The sequence below is a fragment of the Salinimicrobium sediminis genome, from assembly GCF_900215295.1.
Classification (GTDB): Bacteria; Bacteroidota; Bacteroidia; order Flavobacteriales; family Flavobacteriaceae; genus Salinimicrobium; species Salinimicrobium sediminis.
Genome location: NZ_OCMF01000003.1, coordinates 230,605 through 246,655, shown reverse-complemented (window position 1 = coordinate 246,655; position 16,051 = coordinate 230,605). Strand labels below are relative to the sequence as shown.

16 protein-coding genes are annotated in these 16,051 nt (G+C 40.3%); 10 read left to right on the top strand and 6 right to left on the bottom strand.

Annotated features, from left to right (window positions below):
- The first annotated feature begins 140 nt into the window (after nt 1-140).
- The gene (locus tag CRO16_RS12170; RefSeq protein ID WP_097056806.1) at nt 141-512 is read left to right on the top strand and encodes a DUF1573 domain-containing protein; all 372 of its coding nucleotides are present in this window, start codon (nt 141-143) and stop codon (nt 510-512) included.
- Nucleotides 513-562: 50 nt separating this feature from the next.
- Here the strand turns inward: CRO16_RS12170 and CRO16_RS12165 are convergent, their stop codons facing one another.
- Nucleotides 563-1,873, bottom strand: a complete 1,311-nt coding sequence (locus tag CRO16_RS12165; RefSeq protein ID WP_097056664.1) for a retropepsin-like aspartic protease — start codon at nt 1,871-1,873, stop codon at nt 563-565.
- An 87-nt stretch (nt 1,874-1,960) separates the two neighbouring features.
- On the opposite strand from CRO16_RS12165, the gene CRO16_RS12160 reads away from it, so the two are divergent.
- Both CRO16_RS12160 and murB read left to right on the top strand, forming a co-directional pair.
- Nucleotides 1,961-3,151: a pyridoxal phosphate-dependent aminotransferase gene (locus tag CRO16_RS12160; protein WP_097056663.1), complete on the top strand. Its 1,191-nt coding sequence runs from the start codon at nt 1,961-1,963 to the stop codon at nt 3,149-3,151.
- The gene (murB, locus tag CRO16_RS12155; RefSeq protein WP_097056662.1) at nt 3,151-4,164 is read left to right on the top strand and encodes a UDP-N-acetylmuramate dehydrogenase; all 1,014 of its coding nucleotides are present in this window, start codon (nt 3,151-3,153) and stop codon (nt 4,162-4,164) included. Before CRO16_RS12160 ends, murB begins: the two co-directional genes overlap by 1 nt.
- 76 nt (nt 4,165-4,240) lie before the next feature.
- On the opposite strand, the gene CRO16_RS12150 is transcribed toward murB, so the two are convergent.
- Together CRO16_RS12150 and CRO16_RS12145 are read right to left on the bottom strand one after the other, a co-directional pair.
- The gene (locus CRO16_RS12150; RefSeq protein WP_097056661.1) at nt 4,241-4,867 is read right to left on the bottom strand and encodes a fasciclin domain-containing protein; all 627 of its coding nucleotides are present in this window, start codon (nt 4,865-4,867) and stop codon (nt 4,241-4,243) included.
- Nucleotides 4,868-5,000: 133 nt separating this feature from the next.
- Entirely contained in the window at nt 5,001-5,627 is a 627-nt protein-coding gene (locus CRO16_RS12145; RefSeq protein WP_097056660.1) for a fasciclin domain-containing protein, read from the bottom strand.
- A 164-nt stretch (nt 5,628-5,791) separates the two neighbouring features.
- Between CRO16_RS12145 and CRO16_RS12140 the strand changes: the two genes are divergently transcribed.
- The 3 genes from CRO16_RS12140 to CRO16_RS12130 are packed head-to-tail and all read left to right on the top strand — an operon-like array spanning nt 5,792 to nt 7,672.
- On the top strand, nt 5,792-5,998 hold the full coding sequence (locus CRO16_RS12140; protein WP_097056659.1) for a membrane or secreted protein: 207 nt from the start codon (nt 5,792-5,794) through the stop codon (nt 5,996-5,998).
- A gap of 13 nt (nt 5,999-6,011) precedes the next feature.
- Nucleotides 6,012-7,112, top strand: a complete 1,101-nt coding sequence (locus CRO16_RS12135; protein WP_097056658.1) for a glycosyltransferase — start codon at nt 6,012-6,014, stop codon at nt 7,110-7,112.
- The gene (locus CRO16_RS12130) at nt 7,103-7,672 is read left to right on the top strand and encodes an RNA polymerase sigma factor (protein WP_097056657.1); all 570 of its coding nucleotides are present in this window, start codon (nt 7,103-7,105) and stop codon (nt 7,670-7,672) included. Before CRO16_RS12135 ends, CRO16_RS12130 begins: the two co-directional genes overlap by 10 nt.
- 69 nt (nt 7,673-7,741) lie before the next feature.
- Here CRO16_RS12130 and CRO16_RS12125 read toward each other — a convergent pair whose 3' ends face one another.
- Nucleotides 7,742-9,133: a sugar transferase gene (locus CRO16_RS12125; protein WP_097056805.1), complete on the bottom strand. Its 1,392-nt coding sequence runs from the start codon at nt 9,131-9,133 to the stop codon at nt 7,742-7,744.
- A gap of 394 nt (nt 9,134-9,527) precedes the next feature.
- On the opposite strand from CRO16_RS12125, the gene CRO16_RS12120 reads away from it, so the two are divergent.
- Nucleotides 9,528-10,163: a peroxiredoxin gene (locus CRO16_RS12120; protein WP_097056656.1), complete on the top strand. Its 636-nt coding sequence runs from the start codon at nt 9,528-9,530 to the stop codon at nt 10,161-10,163.
- A gap of 89 nt (nt 10,164-10,252) precedes the next feature.
- Here the strand turns inward: CRO16_RS12120 and CRO16_RS12115 are convergent, their stop codons facing one another.
- Both CRO16_RS12115 and CRO16_RS12110 read right to left on the bottom strand, forming a co-directional pair.
- A complete protein-coding gene (locus CRO16_RS12115; protein ID WP_097056655.1) occupies nt 10,253-11,185 on the bottom strand; it encodes a peptidylprolyl isomerase in 933 nt (310 codons plus the stop codon).
- Nucleotides 11,186-11,435: 250 nt separating this feature from the next.
- Complete coding sequence (locus CRO16_RS12110; protein WP_097056654.1) at nt 11,436-13,631, bottom strand: RecQ family ATP-dependent DNA helicase; 2,196 nt, start codon at nt 13,629-13,631, stop codon at nt 11,436-11,438.
- A gap of 84 nt (nt 13,632-13,715) precedes the next feature.
- On the opposite strand from CRO16_RS12110, the gene CRO16_RS12105 reads away from it, so the two are divergent.
- The 3 genes from CRO16_RS12105 to CRO16_RS12095 are packed head-to-tail and all read left to right on the top strand — an operon-like array spanning nt 13,716 to nt 15,866.
- Nucleotides 13,716-14,681, top strand: a complete 966-nt coding sequence (locus CRO16_RS12105) for a KpsF/GutQ family sugar-phosphate isomerase (protein ID WP_097056653.1) — start codon at nt 13,716-13,718, stop codon at nt 14,679-14,681.
- Between the two features lies 1 nt (nt 14,682).
- The gene (gene tatC, locus CRO16_RS12100) at nt 14,683-15,516 is read left to right on the top strand and encodes a twin-arginine translocase subunit TatC (protein ID WP_097056652.1); all 834 of its coding nucleotides are present in this window, start codon (nt 14,683-14,685) and stop codon (nt 15,514-15,516) included.
- Nucleotides 15,513-15,866, top strand: coding sequence for a carboxymuconolactone decarboxylase family protein (locus tag CRO16_RS12095; protein WP_097056651.1), 354 nt, complete (start codon nt 15,513-15,515; stop codon nt 15,864-15,866). The genes tatC and CRO16_RS12095 overlap by 4 nt, the downstream gene beginning before the upstream one ends.
- The last annotated feature ends 185 nt before the right edge of the window (nt 15,867-16,051 follow it).

The following is a 16,051-nucleotide window of genomic DNA, read 5'->3' as shown; positions in this document are numbered from 1 at the left end:
CTTTGGTGCGGTTTTTGGAATATCTGGGCAAAAGTAATTATAACTTCAGGATTATAAAAGGAGAACCTGTGGATTGCCATTTTATTTGCAGGAATAAGCAGATAAATCTTATATTTACAATTCTGATAAACCAAAAAACTATGAAAAAATTAATTGCAATTGCCATCTTCGTTTTTGCGGGTTTTGCAGTACAGGCGCAGGAAACTGCCAAGATCGAATTTAAGTCGGAAGTAATCGACTATGGCGAAATACAAAAAGGAAGTGACGGAGTCCGCGTTTTTGAATTTACCAATACCGGTAATGTTCCATTGGTGATTACCGATGTTACTTCAAGCTGCGGATGTACGATTCCTGAAAAACCTAAAGATCCTATTGCTCCCGGTGAATCTGGAGAGATTAAGGTAAAATATGACACCAACAGGGTTGGACCTATTAGGAAAACAGTAACTGTTTATTCTAATGCCGATGTACCTGCAAAATCTATCAAGATAAAAGGAACTGTTCTTGAATAAGAACAGAAATAGAATTATTTAAAAAGCCTTTCCTGCCGGAAAGGCTTTTTTTATGGCTCCTTTAGTTCAAAACTGAAGGTTAATTTTTGCCCGTTTCGCAACACTTCTATTTTAATATTCTTCCCCTCTTCTGATGAAAAAAGACTGACGAAATCGTTCAAATTCATTTTATACGCATTTCGTCCATTAACTTTCGTCACCTTATCTCCTACCTGCAGCCCCGACAGTAACGCAGGCGAATTCTTTCGGAGCCTCGCAATTTCAAAAGCGGGTTTAAGTTCAAACTTTTTATAAAAAGCGGGTTCCATGATCAAAATATTATCCTCTTCCTCATTTGTCTTTTTCGGAATTCTATGTAAGGACTCCACCACGGTAAAGCCACTGTGCTCCAGGACAATTCCGCTCATGTCGTAATGAAATTCCTGTTCGAACCATTTGTTTGGCTGGAGGTACATCGCACTGCTGTTGTAATCAAAAACAATATTAAATCTTCGCATGATCTCGCTTCCTATGCTGCCGTTACGGGCGTGGTAAGTTTGCAAGCCTTCTATTGAAAGACTGTCTGGAAAAGAAGCCGTGACTTTTTGAAGTGTATTTTCTCCCAGTTGCATGGAGGTAATCCTGGCTCTCTGTCCGGTCACGTCTCCCGAAAGCCCAAGGCCAAGAAAATCGGGATAAGACCTCTCTGGTACGAAGATATTGGTGCTGTCGGGGAAAAGCCATACCGCATCGCTTAACCCATTATCTAAAAGAAGGGTGGCGATGGCAGGTTTGTTGTCGATTTCCAGCCTGGTGGTTACATATGGCTTATCCTGGTAGAATTGCAGCGGCAGTTTGTCATAGCCCCTTAGTTTTTTTCTGAATCTTTTACGATCATGGAGCCTTAAAAACCGTCGCGGATAATTGATCTCCACCACAAAATCCTTGAACAGATCATAACCAATGATGCCATGAACCGGCACCCCAAGCCGCGGAGAAAAATTAATATTATCGTCGTAGATCACAAAAACATCGAGGTTTTTGTTTTCAACTTTTCCCATTTTTAAACGGTTATTGCGGGAGCGGAAAGCCTGTATAAGGTCCTCCCCTCCCAGGCCCCTCAATTGTATTTTTTCAAATGGGTTGAGCTGGGTTGTATCCTCTTCAGTCATGTTGAGCAGAACCGTCGTTTTCACCCCCGTGTCCACCAGAAATGACAGCTGCAGTCCATTTAATTCAACAGGTACGATAATGAGGTTGTTCACCAGTTCAAATTTTAACCTGGTGCTTTTTTTGCTGTTTTTAATGGTGAAGTTTTCCTGGGAATAATTTATTCCAATACCTGCAAAAATGAGCAATATGAGCAGCTTCAGCTTAAGCATAAAACAGGAATTAGGATGCGATAAAAAATACGAAAAAAATGTTTGTCACATTTTAATTTCGCAAATTTGTACTCCAAATAATAAATTATGCCACGTATTTCAGCAAAAGGGCAGGCAATGCCCGAATCTCCAATAAGAAAACTCGTTCCTTATGCCGAAGCAGCAATAAAAAAAGGACGTACTATTTACCAACTTAACATAGGACAACCAGATATAAAAACTCCTGCAAAGGCGCTTGCAGCTGTCAGGAACAACAACATTGAAGTTCTATCCTACAGTCACTCTGCCGGATTTGAAAGCTACCGCACCAAGCTGGCCGAATACTACAGGAAACACGATATCAATATTTCGGCGAATGAACTAATAATTACAACCGGAGGTTCTGAAGCTTTACTTTTTACAATGGGTAGCATCTGTGATGCCGGGGACGAGGTGATCATTCCGGAGCCATTCTATGCGAATTATAATGGGTTTGCAACAGCATCGGGCGTTACTGTTGTACCTGTAAAATCCAAAATTGAGGATAGTTTCGCACTGCCTCCCATTTCGGAATTTGAAAAATTAATTACTCCCAAAACCAAAGCAATCCTTATTTGCAACCCGGGAAACCCAACCGGATATCTTTATACCAAAGAGGAGATTGACCAACTTGCCGAAATTGTTAAAAAGCATGATCTTTTCCTTGTGGCAGATGAAGTCTACCGGGAATTTGCTTATGATGGCGCCAAACATTATTCCATCATGTCTGTTCCCGGATTGGAACAAAATGCGATCATGATCGATTCTGTTTCAAAACGCTACAGCATGTGCGGTGCACGAATAGGATGTGTGGTTTCAAAAAATAAGGATTTTATGGCCACTGCCATGAAGTTTGCGCAGGCGAGATTAAGTCCGCCAACCTTTGCACAAATAGCCAGTGAAGCTGCTTTGGAAACCGAACAGGAATATTTTGACGAAGTCATTGAAGAATATACTGCCAGGAGAAATACATTAGTTAAAGGTCTAGAAGCAATAGAAGGCGTTAGAGTAGCAAATCCAAAAGGAGCTTTTTACTGCATCGCAGAACTTCCTGTTAAAGATGCCGAAGATTTTGCAAAATGGCTTCTGGAAAGTTTTGAGTTAGACAATGAGACCGTTATGGTAGCTCCCGCTGCAGGCTTTTACTCTACTCCCAACACCGGATTGAACCAGGTGAGGATCGCGTATGTGCTTAAACAAAAAGACCTCTTAAGAGCTATTGAGATCCTTAAAGCAGCTCTAAAGGTTTATCAGGGATAATGCAGATTCTTTCCAATATTTCCCTGAAGCCTTATAATACCTTTGGTATTAATGTCAATGCCCGCAAATTCGTGGAAGTTACCAATGTGGAAGAGCTACGCCAATTGCTTAAGAACGCCTATGCTTCTGAACTTTTCATTTTGGGGGGAGGAAGTAACATGCTGCTCACTAAAGACGTAGCACAGACTGTAGTTCATATCAACCTAAAAGGCAGGGAGATCATAGAGGAAACCGAAAAGGAAGTTGTGGTGCAGGCAATGGCCGGAGAGAATTGGCACCAATTTGTGCTCTACTGTATTCAAAAGGATTTTGGAGGGCTCGAAAACCTCTCTTTGATCCCGGGAAATGTTGGAACAACCCCAATTCAAAATATTGGAGCCTATGGCGTCGAGATTAAAGACACCTTTGAATCCTGTACTGCCCTGGACGTACAAACCCTCGAAATTAAAAGTTTTAGCAAGAAAGAATGCGAATTTGGTTACAGGGATTCAATTTTTAAGAACGAAGCTAAAGGCAAATATATTATTGTTAGTGTGAGCTTCAGGCTTAGCAAAAAGGATCATAAACTCAATACCTCCTATGGTTCCATTGATACTTTCCTGGAGGAAAAAGGAATCAGAAATCCAGGAATAAAAGATGTTTCTGAAGCTGTTATAAGCATAAGACAATCAAAATTGCCCGATCCAAAAGAATTGGGCAACAGCGGAAGTTTTTTTAAAAACCCGGTTGTGCCGAAGCAAACCGTGGAAAAACTTCAGAAAGAGTATCCGGAAATGCCTTTTTACGTCCTGGATGAGGAACGGGTGAAAATCCCGGCGGGGTGGCTCATTGATCGCGCCGGACTCAAAGGCTACAGGGAAGGTGACGCCGGAGTGCACAAAAAACAAGCCCTTGTCCTGGTAAACTATGGCAACGCAACAGGACAGGAAATTCTAGCACTTTCAAAAAAGATCCAGAACAGGATCAATGAGAGGTTTGGCATAGAGATCACGCCGGAGGTGAATATTTACTAAACTTCCAAAAACAAAAAAAGAAAGCTGCTCAAAATTATCTTTTTTGAGCAGCTTTCTTTTTACCTGATTTCTATTCCTATCCTTCGTTTGAAATAATAACTTCTTTATTAGGATCCCTTGGTAACAATACCTTGTCTATGATGTAAACCATACCATTACCCGCCTGAATAGAATCTGTTATTCTTGCAGATTCTCCGGTGGCACCGGTAAGAACCAAAGAATTTCCGTCAAGGCTTATCATGAGGTCTTCGCCCTGTACAGTTGCCAGTTTAAGGGTATCATTCATAGAGCGGATCTCTTCTTTTATCGCAGCAAGATCATCTTCAGATCTTATAATATGATAGGAGATCATTTCCTCATCCTCTATTGCAATCATAGTTCCTGCTTCGATATTTTGACGTACTGTGCTAAATGCCATATTGGTTGGCGCAAAAATGATCACTTCCCCTTCCATTTTTTCTACAGAGTCTTCCACATTCCACGCATTTAGTGCGGTAGCAAAAGTGCTTAATTCTGCATTCGTCTCAACCGCTTCTATTATACCATCCATATTCCCGGCAGCCATTCTCCTGTTCTCAAAATCCTCGTCGGTAGTTTCTACAGTTTCAATAGTTTCTGTTTCTCGCTCATTATCTTTACAAGAGGTAAAAGCAACTAACGTTAAGAAACTTATGATCAAAAATTTATTCAGCTTCAAATTCATAATATAGATTTAATTATTTGAACTTCAATGTATTAAAAAGCAGCTAAGTAACCCAATCTTTAATTATAATCCTTAGTTAAATGAGGTGGCACTCTTTACCGTGAAGGTTAAGAAAGGTTTAGGAAAAGAAAGATTATTCCATTTGTTTTTCAGAAGTTCCGGGCTGCAATACATTATCTATTATATGATAGACCCCAAAATTTTCTTCCATGTTCGAGGTTACTATTGCAGCTTTATTGCCTAAAACATCGGTCAATATGATTTTACCTCCTTCTTCGGTGGCCCAAACTTTCTCTCCCATTGCTGTTCTGAATTCATAATTCCCATCCTCTGCAGCCTTTATCTGTTCTAACAGGTAATCAACTGTCAATTCCCCTTCAACCATATAGTAGCGCATGAGATCTGTTCTATTTTCTCCGATTTTCATACTCCCGTCGGGGTTGACTGCCTTTGCAGGAATTTTATCATATGCCGCATTGGACGGGGCAAAAAAGGTATAAATCCCTTCGTCTCCTTCAAATTCTTCTTCTATTCCCGATTTTTCAAATTGTTCGGTAAATGAACTTAATTCCCCTTCTTCCCGCATTTTAGCCAAAATGAAACTTCGTGGCATGGGACGCTGGCTATCATTGATTTGAGTAGTATTTTCTTCCTTAGGCAATATATCGATCTCAGATTCCTGTTTTTTCTCCCTGTCCTCACAGGAGACAAAAATTACAGTAAAAATCAGTGTCAAAAATATAATAAAAATGTGCTTCATAACTTTATTTGTTAGTTGTTTACACAAGTTATTTGTATAAAAAACAAAAAACCATTAAAGCGGAATAAAATTTAGTTAAAATGACAATTTGAAAGCTTAATTAATTTCTTTCATTCCCTTCATAACCTGCCTATTATTACTTATTTTTGCACAAACTTTAGCATATGGAACTTGTATTGATCACCATAGTTTTATTAGGCCTTGCTTTTGCCGGGATCGCCATTAAGATCTGGGGTAAAAAAGATGGGAAATTTAGTGGTACCTGTGCCAGCCAGAGCCCTTTTTTAAATAAGGAAGGAGAAGCATGCAGCTACTGCGGAAAATTGCCCGATGAAGCAAGAGATTGCGACCAACCAGAAACGGTAAAATAATCCCTAACCATAAATGCTAACCATCCTGGTCGCCTTTGTCATCATTGGCCTTATTAATCTGTCCTATTACCTTGGTTTCTTTAAGTTTGCTTTTGCTCCTACAGATTCTTTTCCTTCCTCAAAGAATCTGCCGGTCTCGGTTATTATCTGTGCAAAAAACGAGGCCGAAAATCTGCGGAACTTTCTGCCTTTAATTCTGTCACAGGACCATCCCAATTTTGAAGTGGTAGTCATAAACGATGCCTCTACAGATGACACCCTGGAGGTGCTTGAGGAATTTGAGGCTGCTAATCCAAAAGTCAAGATTGTCAACGTTCAAAACAATGAAGCTTTCTGGGCCAACAAAAAATATGCTCTGACTCTGGGCATAAAAAAAGCAAAAAAACCTTACCTCTTATTTACAGATGCCGATTGCCGGCCTGAGTCCGATCGATGGTTGCAGGAAATGAGCGCTCACTTTGAAGAACAAAAAAGTATAGTATTGGGATATGGAGGATACCTCATCAACACACGATCTCCATTAAATAAATTAATACGATTTGAAACCCTTTTTACCGCAATACAGTATTTCTCTTATGCCAGCTGGGGGAAACCTTATATGGGAGTAGGCAGAAATCTCGCCTACACTTCAGAAGAATTTTATAGACAAAATGGTTTTGCAAATCATTTACACGTTAAAGCAGGAGATGATGACCTTTTCGTCAATGGTGCTGCAAATAAACTTAATACGGCCTTATGTTTATCTCCGGGAGGAATTACCAGGAGCGTTCCCAAGGAAGATCTAAAATCCTGGTTTCAGCAAAAAAGAAGGCATGTTTCTATTGCCACTCATTATAAATTAGAACATAAATTTCTCCTGGGAGTATTCTACACCTCCCAGCTTATATTTTGGATCCTGTTTTTTGTGCTGCTATTTAGTACATATTGGCAGGTGGCTTTAATTTTCCTTGCTATTCGTTGGATTGTACAGGGAACAGTTTTTTATAACTCCGGTAAAAAATTTGGTGAAACCGATCTTTTTTGGGTATTTCCCTTTTTGGAACTGTTTTTAATATGGGCCCAATTAGGTATCTTTATAGCTAACACAATTTCAAAACCCATTCATTGGAAATAGAACCCAATCTACTTCAGGAGCAAATTGAAAAAGCTAAAAAAGGAAAACAGGCGGCGTTCAATTTTCTTCTGGACAGCTTTTGGAACGATGTTTATGGTTTTCAGCTTAAAAGAACGACTAACGAGCATGATGCCGAGGACGTAACTATTCAAACCTTCTCTAGAGCTTTTGATAAGATCGATACTTTTGATCCCAACTATACCTTTAAGACCTGGCTTATCACCATATCCAAGAATATACACGTGGATCTTGTGCGAAAAAAAAATGCTTCCATTCGCTCCCGCACTACCGACGAGGAGGACGAGCGGGTACATAGAATTCCAGATGATGCTCCCACAATTGAAGACACCCTTATTACTGAGCAAAACCTTGCCCAACTACTGCGGGATATCAAAAAATTAAAAAAACCTTACCAGGAAGTAATTACTCTGCGATACTTCCAGGAAATGAGCTATAAGGAGATCAGTGCCCATCTACAGGAACCAATGAACAATGTGAAAGTTAAACTTCTACGGGCAAAAAAGCTGCTGGCTGAAGTGATCAAAAAAAGGAATTCGTGAATTGGCTTTTCAGGAAAATAGTTTTTTTTTGAAGTAACTGTATGACAGTTAATGTATGAAGCTTTTCCCTTACTGCCCTCTGAAAAATATTACAGTACTCAGGGTTTTTGTGAGAATAGTAATATCCAAAAAGATGTTGCGATGCTTAATATAGTAAAGATCATATTGAAGCTTTTCTAAACTATCAGCATGACTATCGGCATACTCTGTCATTACCTGAGCCCAACCGGTAAGCCCCGGCTTCACAAAATGGCGGGTATCATAAAAAGGGATCAGACTGGCCAGTTCCTCGACGAAAACAGGGCGTTCGGGCCGGGGACCAATGAGGCTCATTTCTCCTTTTAAAATATTGAAAAACTGTGGAAATTCATCCAGTCGGGAGCGCCGTAAGAATTTTCCAAATCGGGTGATTCGCAAGTCATTTTTTGTAGCCCAAACCGCCCCATTAGGTTCGGCGTCGCATCTCATGGTGCGAAATTTAATAATAGTAAAGACCCTTCCATTCTTCCCTACCCGCTCCTGCCTGTAAAACAGGCAGCCTTTGTTCGCAACCAGATTGCCCAAATAAACAAAAGGTAAAATAAGACATCCCACCCCAAGCCCAATAATGGAGATCAACACATCGGCCAGCCGGTGAAAGAAAATATAAAATTTATTATCATTGCTTCGGCTAAGCGGAAAGAACTGGTAAAAATTACGCTCAATGTGTTGCACAGGAATTCGGCTGGTTTTATCCTCATAGACTTCATTAAAATCCTTAACCGGAAATCCCTGTTTTAGAAGCATAAGCACCTGCTCATATAGACCTGGCATGGTTGCAGAAGTAACATCGGAGATCAATACCTCATCAATACTGTGTTTCCTGATGGTTTGGGAAAGATCCTCCTGCGGAAATTCTTCCAGCCCTATTTCCTGCGAATCTACTACCTTTTCTGCCCCGGGATTTACAAACCCTATAACGCTGTAATTCGGATCTGATTTTTGCAGGTGTGAAGCCACCAGTTCCACCTCCAGTGGCTCTCCAATGATCAATACCCGCCGGTAAAACCGGGGAGTGGAGATAAGCGCAATGTAACAAAAACGCCAAAGTAACAGTGTCGAAACAATGGTAAGAAAAAAGTAAAGGATCTGCACCCTGTTATAGGGAAGTTCAGGAGTAATGACAGGAGTCATCAAATAGAATAAAACAGTAACCGATGTGGCTAATACAGCATTTTGAAGTACCTTATAATATTTACTTGCTTTTTGCAGATCATAAAGCTCAAAGATTCCCAGGAAGAGAGTGAGATAAATGGCTAAGACTGCACTGTAATGCCATGCTTCTTGTTCAATATGAAAATAATCGAGCTGAAAAAGTATCCCCACAAAATATAGCGCGAAAAGCACCCATATTATATCAAATAATCGTAAGAAAACTTTCCTCTCGGAAATTTCAAAATGCAGATTCTTTTTATGGGGCATGTAAAAATGTTTACTGCCCAAAGATACTGAAGAGTTTAAAGCTGAATACCCGCTACCTCTGACTTTTTTTAGAAGTTCTGTTTCTGACATATTTTCTTGAAAAAATACTTTAGGATCTCCTTCCAGATCCATCAAAATATGTAGGGAGGGAGCTAATTTAAATTTAAAGTAGTCATTTCCAGAAAAGTATAAAAATTTATTTTAAAATTTTTGAAGAAGACCGGAAAATCTTTTTAATAATTACTCAAAGAAAAAAGAGTCTGCTTTTAAGAGGAAATACAAATGCCAAACAGCTGGAATAGTCCCTAACATTAACGCTAATTTAGACCTGAAAATAAATTATTGATATTGGAAATCAGTACTTTTAGGTAGTAAAATTTTAATCTGAGATATTATGAGTACACTACGTTTAGGAGACAAAGCACCGAATTTTGATGCTCAAACCTCACAAGGGAAAATCAACTTCTATGAATTTTTAGGAGACAGTTGGGGAATTCTCTTTTCTCATCCTGCGGATTACACGCCGGTATGCACGACCGAGCTGGGAGCTGCTGCCAAATATAAAGACGAATTTGAGAAGAGAAATGTAAAAGTTATGGCTCTAAGTGTTGATGGTGTAGAATCACACATGGACTGGATCAAAGATATAAACGAAACCCAAAATACAAATGTAAATTTTCCCATTATTGCCGATGAAGACCGAAAAGTCGCAGACCTTTATGATATGATCCACCCTAATGCAGATGACACCCTTACTGTTCGATCTGTGTACGTCATTGCTCCAGACAAAACAATAAAGCTTATGATCACCTACCCGGCCAGTACCGGTAGGAATTTTGAAGAACTATTACGCGTAATAGACTCCCTGCAACTCACGGCCTACAAGAAAGTTGCCACTCCTGCCAACTGGAAGTCGGGAGAAGATGTAGTGATTAGTCCGTCCGTAAGCAATGAAGAAGCCGAAAAGCTATTTCCTAAAGGATTTAAAGAGGTCAAATCCTACCTGAGAATGACCCCGCAACCGGATTAAAAGTTTAAGTTTTAGGGAATATCGGTTAAAATAAAAAACCTCAGTTCCATTTGGATCCTGAGGTTTTTAACATCATCAAATCTTAGGTATTATTTCACTTTTACCAGCTCTACATCAAAAACAAGAGTGGCATTAGGAGGGATCACCCCACCGGCACCCCGGGAACCATAGCCCAGGTTTGACGGGATCACAAAACGAGCTTTATCTCCTTCCTTAAGCAATTGAATTCCTTCATCCCAACCTTCAATTACATGACCTTTCCCTAAAGGAAATTCAATGGGTTCTTTTCTTTTATATGACGAGTCAAATACAGTTCCATCCGGTAACATTCCTTTGTAATGGACAGCAACAGTCTTTCCTTTTTCAGCCTTTTTCCCACTACCTTCAGAAATCATTTTGTAACGCAATCCACTACCGGTTTGTTCAAAGCCCTGGGATAATTCTCCCAATAACTCCTCTTGTTGTTTTTTGGCTGCCGCTTCTCTTTCTGCTTTTGCACCGTTGAACTGTCTAAAGGTTTCTACGGCATTAAATTTTTCTGCAGACTCTCCTTTTCTTAGGATCTCTACCTTCTCAATTTTATCGCCCTGTTTAATTGAATTAACCACATCCTGGCCTTCTACCACATGACCAAAAACGGTATGTTTTCCATCAAGCCAGGCAGTTTCTACATGTGTAATAAAGAACTGACTTCCGTTGGTGCCGGGTCCGGCATTTGCCATGGATAATATTCCGGGACGGTCGTGTTTTAGCTCAGGATGGATCTCATCTTCAAATTGATATCCCGGTCCACCTACTCCTGTACCCTTAGGGTCACCTCCCTGGATCATAAAATTGGGGATCACCCGGTGAAATACCAGGCCATCATAGTAAGGTTTTCCCTGAGGTTTAGCTTCATTTTCAAGCGTCCCTTCTGCCAGTCCCACAAAATTCCCAACTGTTCCGGGAGTTTTCTCGTGTTCCAGTTTTATTGTTATCTCTCCCCTTGTGGTTTGGAGTTTAGCATATAATCCGTCGTTCATGTCGTATACTTTAGTTAAAAGGCAAAGATAATGAAATGAATAAAGTTGTAGGTTTCCATAGTTGTGAAAAGAGAGAGAAATAGGAGAATGTTAAGGAATGAAAGAACAATCGAATATGGTTTCCCGCAGAATTCGTAGATTTTCGCAGAAGGTTTGAAAAACATTTGTGAATTCGTAGCGAAGGAATGGAAACAAAAAAGCCGAAACTCATGTCCCGGCTATTAATCTTTCATCACTATACCTTAAATCTTTAATTTGCTACTTCGCTAATGAATTTTATCCTGTACAACCTCAATTCTTCTTCATCAAAATCGCCGTCAAATTCCTCAAGGGCGTCTTCAATCTTGTCGGTCTGAGCATCTATGAAATATTCATGTATTTCTTCCTGCTGATCTTCATCCAGGATCTCATCTATCCAGTAGTTGATGTTCAGCTTTGTACCGCTATAGACAATGGCTTCCATTTCCTTAATAAAATCTGTCATTTCCATTCCCTTAGCAGCAGCGATATCATCAAGAGGAAGTTTACGGTCCACGTTCTGAATAATATATAATTTAAGTCCACTATTGGCACCGGTGGTTTTTACCACCAGGTCATCGGGACGAATGATATCATTTTCCTCGACATATTGGGAGATCACATTGACAAACTCCTGACCATATTTTTTTGCCTTTCCTTCCCCTACACCATGAATGTTTCCTAATTCTTCAATGGATATAGGATATTTTAAAGCCATATCTTCCAGAGAAGGATCCTGAAAAACCAGGTAAGGTGCTATACCTTTTTTCTTCGCCACATTTTTGCGAAGTTCTTTTAAGATCTTCACCAGCTTTTCATCTGTTCCGCCTCCTTTTGCTGCAGAAACTATACTGTCATTTGCACCTGTCTCATAAATATGATCTTCGGTCATCATAAAGGAGTTCGGCTGGGTAAGGAACTTTTCTCCTTTTCCCGTTAGTTTTACCACTCCATAGGTTTCAATGTCTTTCCTAAGATATCCTGCCACCAATACCTGTCTTAACAAGGCCATCCAGTATTTCCCATCTTTTCCTTCACCTTTTCCAAAAAGCTCATGCTCGTCTGTGCGATGAGACTTGATCAAAGCGTTGGATTTTCCAATCAAGGTGTTCACCACCTCTTTTGATTTATATAACTCTTTCGTCTCCTTAACAGTGCGCAGCAAAAGAACAACCTCATCTTTTGCTTCGTGCTTTTTCTTAGGGTTACGAACGTTGTCATCCATATCGGCCCCTTCGCCTGTCTTGTCATCAAAGTCTTCGCCGAAGTAATGTAGAATAAATTTCCTCCTGGAAACTGAGGTTTCAGCAAAAGCAACCACTTCCTGTAATAGTGCCTGACCGATTTCCTGTTCGGCCACAGGTTTTCCACTCATGAATTTTTCCAGCTTCTCAATATCCTTGTAGGAATAGAACGCGAGGCAATGTCCTTCGCCTCCATCTCTCCCGGCGCGGCCGGTTTCCTGATAATAACTTTCTATACTTTTGGGTATATCATGATGGATCACAAAGCGAACATCGGGTTTGTCAATACCCATACCAAATGCTATTGTCGCCACCACTACATCTACATCTTCCATAAGGAACATGTCCTGGTGTTTTGAACGAGTCTTGGCATCAAGACCTGCATGATAAGGTACTGCCGAAATACCGTTCACCTGTAGTGTTTGAGCAAGCTCTTCCACACGTTTACGGCTGAGGCAATAAATGATCCCGGTCTTTCCCTGATTTTGTTTTATAAACCGAATAATATCGGCATCAACATTTTTTGTCTTCGGTCTTATTTCGTAGTAAAGATTCGGGCGGTTAAACGAAGCTTTGAAGGTCTTCGCATCAGTTATGCCCAGATTTTTGAGAATATCTTCCTGTACTTTGGGAGTTGCAGTAGCGGTTAATCCAATAATAGGAATATTCTCCCCTATGCGCTGAACTATAGTTCTTAGGTTTCTATATTCCGGCCTAAAATCATGCCCCCACTCACTGATACAATGGGCTTCGTCAATGGCCAAAAATGAGATTTTTACGCTCCTCAAAAACTCGACATTTTCTTCTTTTGTCAGGGATTCAGGTGCAACGTAAAGGAGTTTTGTAATTCCGTTAGTAATATCCTCCTTCACCTGCTTCACCTCTGTCTTATTCAAACTGGAATTAAGCACGTGGGCGATACCGTTTTCCGAAGATATACCTCTTATGGCATCTACCTGGTTTTTCATCAAAGCGATCAAGGGAGAAACCACAATTGCAGTACCTTCTTTGATAAGCGCTGGTAATTGATAACATAGGGATTTTCCACCTCCGGTAGGCATTACCACGAAGGTGTTATGGTCATTAACTATACTCTTTATTACCTCTTCCTGGAGGCCCTTAAACTGGCTAAAACCAAAGTATTTCTTAAGCTGTTCGTGTAAATTGATTTCCTGCGAAGTCATTCAATTGTGTTACAATTTTACATACATTTGCACAAATTAAAGATACGTTTTTCTTTAGTCTGCACAATTCATAATTCTACAAATTTGACATCTCAAGAAAAAATACTCTCTGTTGCCAGAGAAACCATTTTAACTGAAGCCAAAGCTATAGCGAATTTAGAGCAATTATTAGACCAAAATTTTGCCGAAGCCGTGCAGGCGGTGTATCAATCCAAAGGAAGAGTGATCATTACCGGCATAGGAAAAAGTGCTGCAATTGCAACCAAAATTGTGGCCACCCTAAATTCTACCGGTACCCCTGCAATATTTATGCACGCTGCAGATGCTATACATGGAGATCTTGGAACAATTTTGCAGGATGATGTGGTGATCTGCATCTCAAAGAGCGGGAATACTCCCGAAATTAAAGTACTGGTTCCCCTCATTAAAAACTTCGGAAATACTCTTATTGCCATTACAGGAAATACAGAATCTTTCCTCGGAAAGCAGGCCGATTTTACATTGAATACCTTTGTTGAAAAAGAAGCCTGTCCTAACAATCTTGCACCCACAACAAGCACAACTGCACAATTGGTCATGGGAGACGCACTGGCAGTTTGTTTGCTTCAGCTTCGCGGATTTTCCAGTTCAGATTTTGCGAAATACCATCCGGGCGGAGCACTGGGAAAAAAGCTCTACCTACGGGTAAGCGATGTAGCCGATCAAAATCAAAAGCCTGTGGTTACACCAACCACCCCAATTCCGCAGGTGATCCTGGAAATCTCCGAAAAAATGCTGGGTGTTACCGCAGTACTCGACCACGAGAAAATTATAGGAATTGTAACTGACGGGGATATTAGACGTATGCTCCAAAAGAGTCTTAACATTTCTGAACTTACAGCGGGTGATATCATGAGCCACAACCCTAAAACTATTGAGTATGACGCCATGGCTGTCGACGCAATGGATGTTTTGGAGGAAAATAAGATCTCTCAACTTTTGGCAGTAAAGGATGGAATATATTATGGCGTAGTTCATCTACACAACCTAATAAGAGAAGGAATTATTTAAGATGGCCCAAATAAAAAAATCTGCCGATGAAATGTCATTTTTGGATCACCTTGAAGATCTGCGGTGGCACCTCATAAGAGCTACCCTGGCAGTAGTAATCGCAGGAACCGCAGCTTTTCTGGCAAAAGGTTTCATTTTTGACACCCTACTTTTCGGCCCCACCAGTGCCGACTTCTTTACCTACGATATTCTTTGCCGGCTTTCCACTTTTGTAGGCCTTGAAGGCGGATTCTGTTTTGATGACATGCCATTTACAATTCAGTCAAGAACCATGGGTGGACAATTCTCTGCTCACGTATGGACCTCTATCACAGCAGGATTTATTATTGCTTTCCCATATGTTATTTATGAATTCTGGAAATTCATCTCTCCTGCAATGTATGCAAATGAGAGGAACACGGCGAGAGGGTTCATTTTCATCTCCTCTCTCTTGTTCTTCCTGGGTGTGCTTTTCGGTTATTACCTGGTAACACCCCTTTCAATAAATTTCCTCGGAAAATACCAGGTAAGTGAGGTGGTGCTCAATGAATTTGACATTGGAAGTTATATCAGTCTGGTGAGATCTTCGGTAATTGCCTGCGGCCTCATTTTTGAACTCCCCATAATCATATATTTCCTTACCAAAATTGGATTGGTAACTCCGGAATTTCTCCGGAAGTATAGAAAATTTGCTCTAGTGATCGTTCTGATACTTTCTGCTATTATTACCCCTCCGGATATTCTGAGCCAGATCATTGTGGCCATTCCGGTGCTAATTCTATACGAGGTGAGTATTATCATAGCCAGGATCGTTACCCGCAGGGAAGAGAAAAAACTTAAAAAACAACAGCCATGAAAAATCAGGTAGAAGAATTCAACGAATACCGCCAAAAGATGAATGAAAAGATCCTTGGCGACAACAATAAGATCATCAAACGTATTTTTAACCTCGACACCAATGCCTATGCTCCGGGGGCTTTGGATGTTAAGACCAAAGAATTACTTGGATTGGTGGCCTCTGCAGTTTTGCGTTGTGATGATTGTATCAAATATCACCTGGAAACTAGCTACAAGGAAGGTCTTTCCAAAGAAGAAGTCATGGAAGCACTTAGTATCGCTACTCTTGTTGGAGGCACCATTGTTATTCCACATTTAAGACGCGCATATGAATTTTGGGAAGCTTTGGAAGAAGGCGGCAAAAAATAGCGCAAAAGGAAACTTTCTTAAAATGACACTGAATCCGGAATTTTCTTCCGGAAAGATTTAAAATTTAATCGGGAAGAAAACTTTGATTGGATAGAAAGCATCCCATGTTCCGGAACCACTGTCCTCTAATTTTTTATCTTTATAAAAATTGCATAATAATTGCTAATCTCAGTTCTCAAATCTCA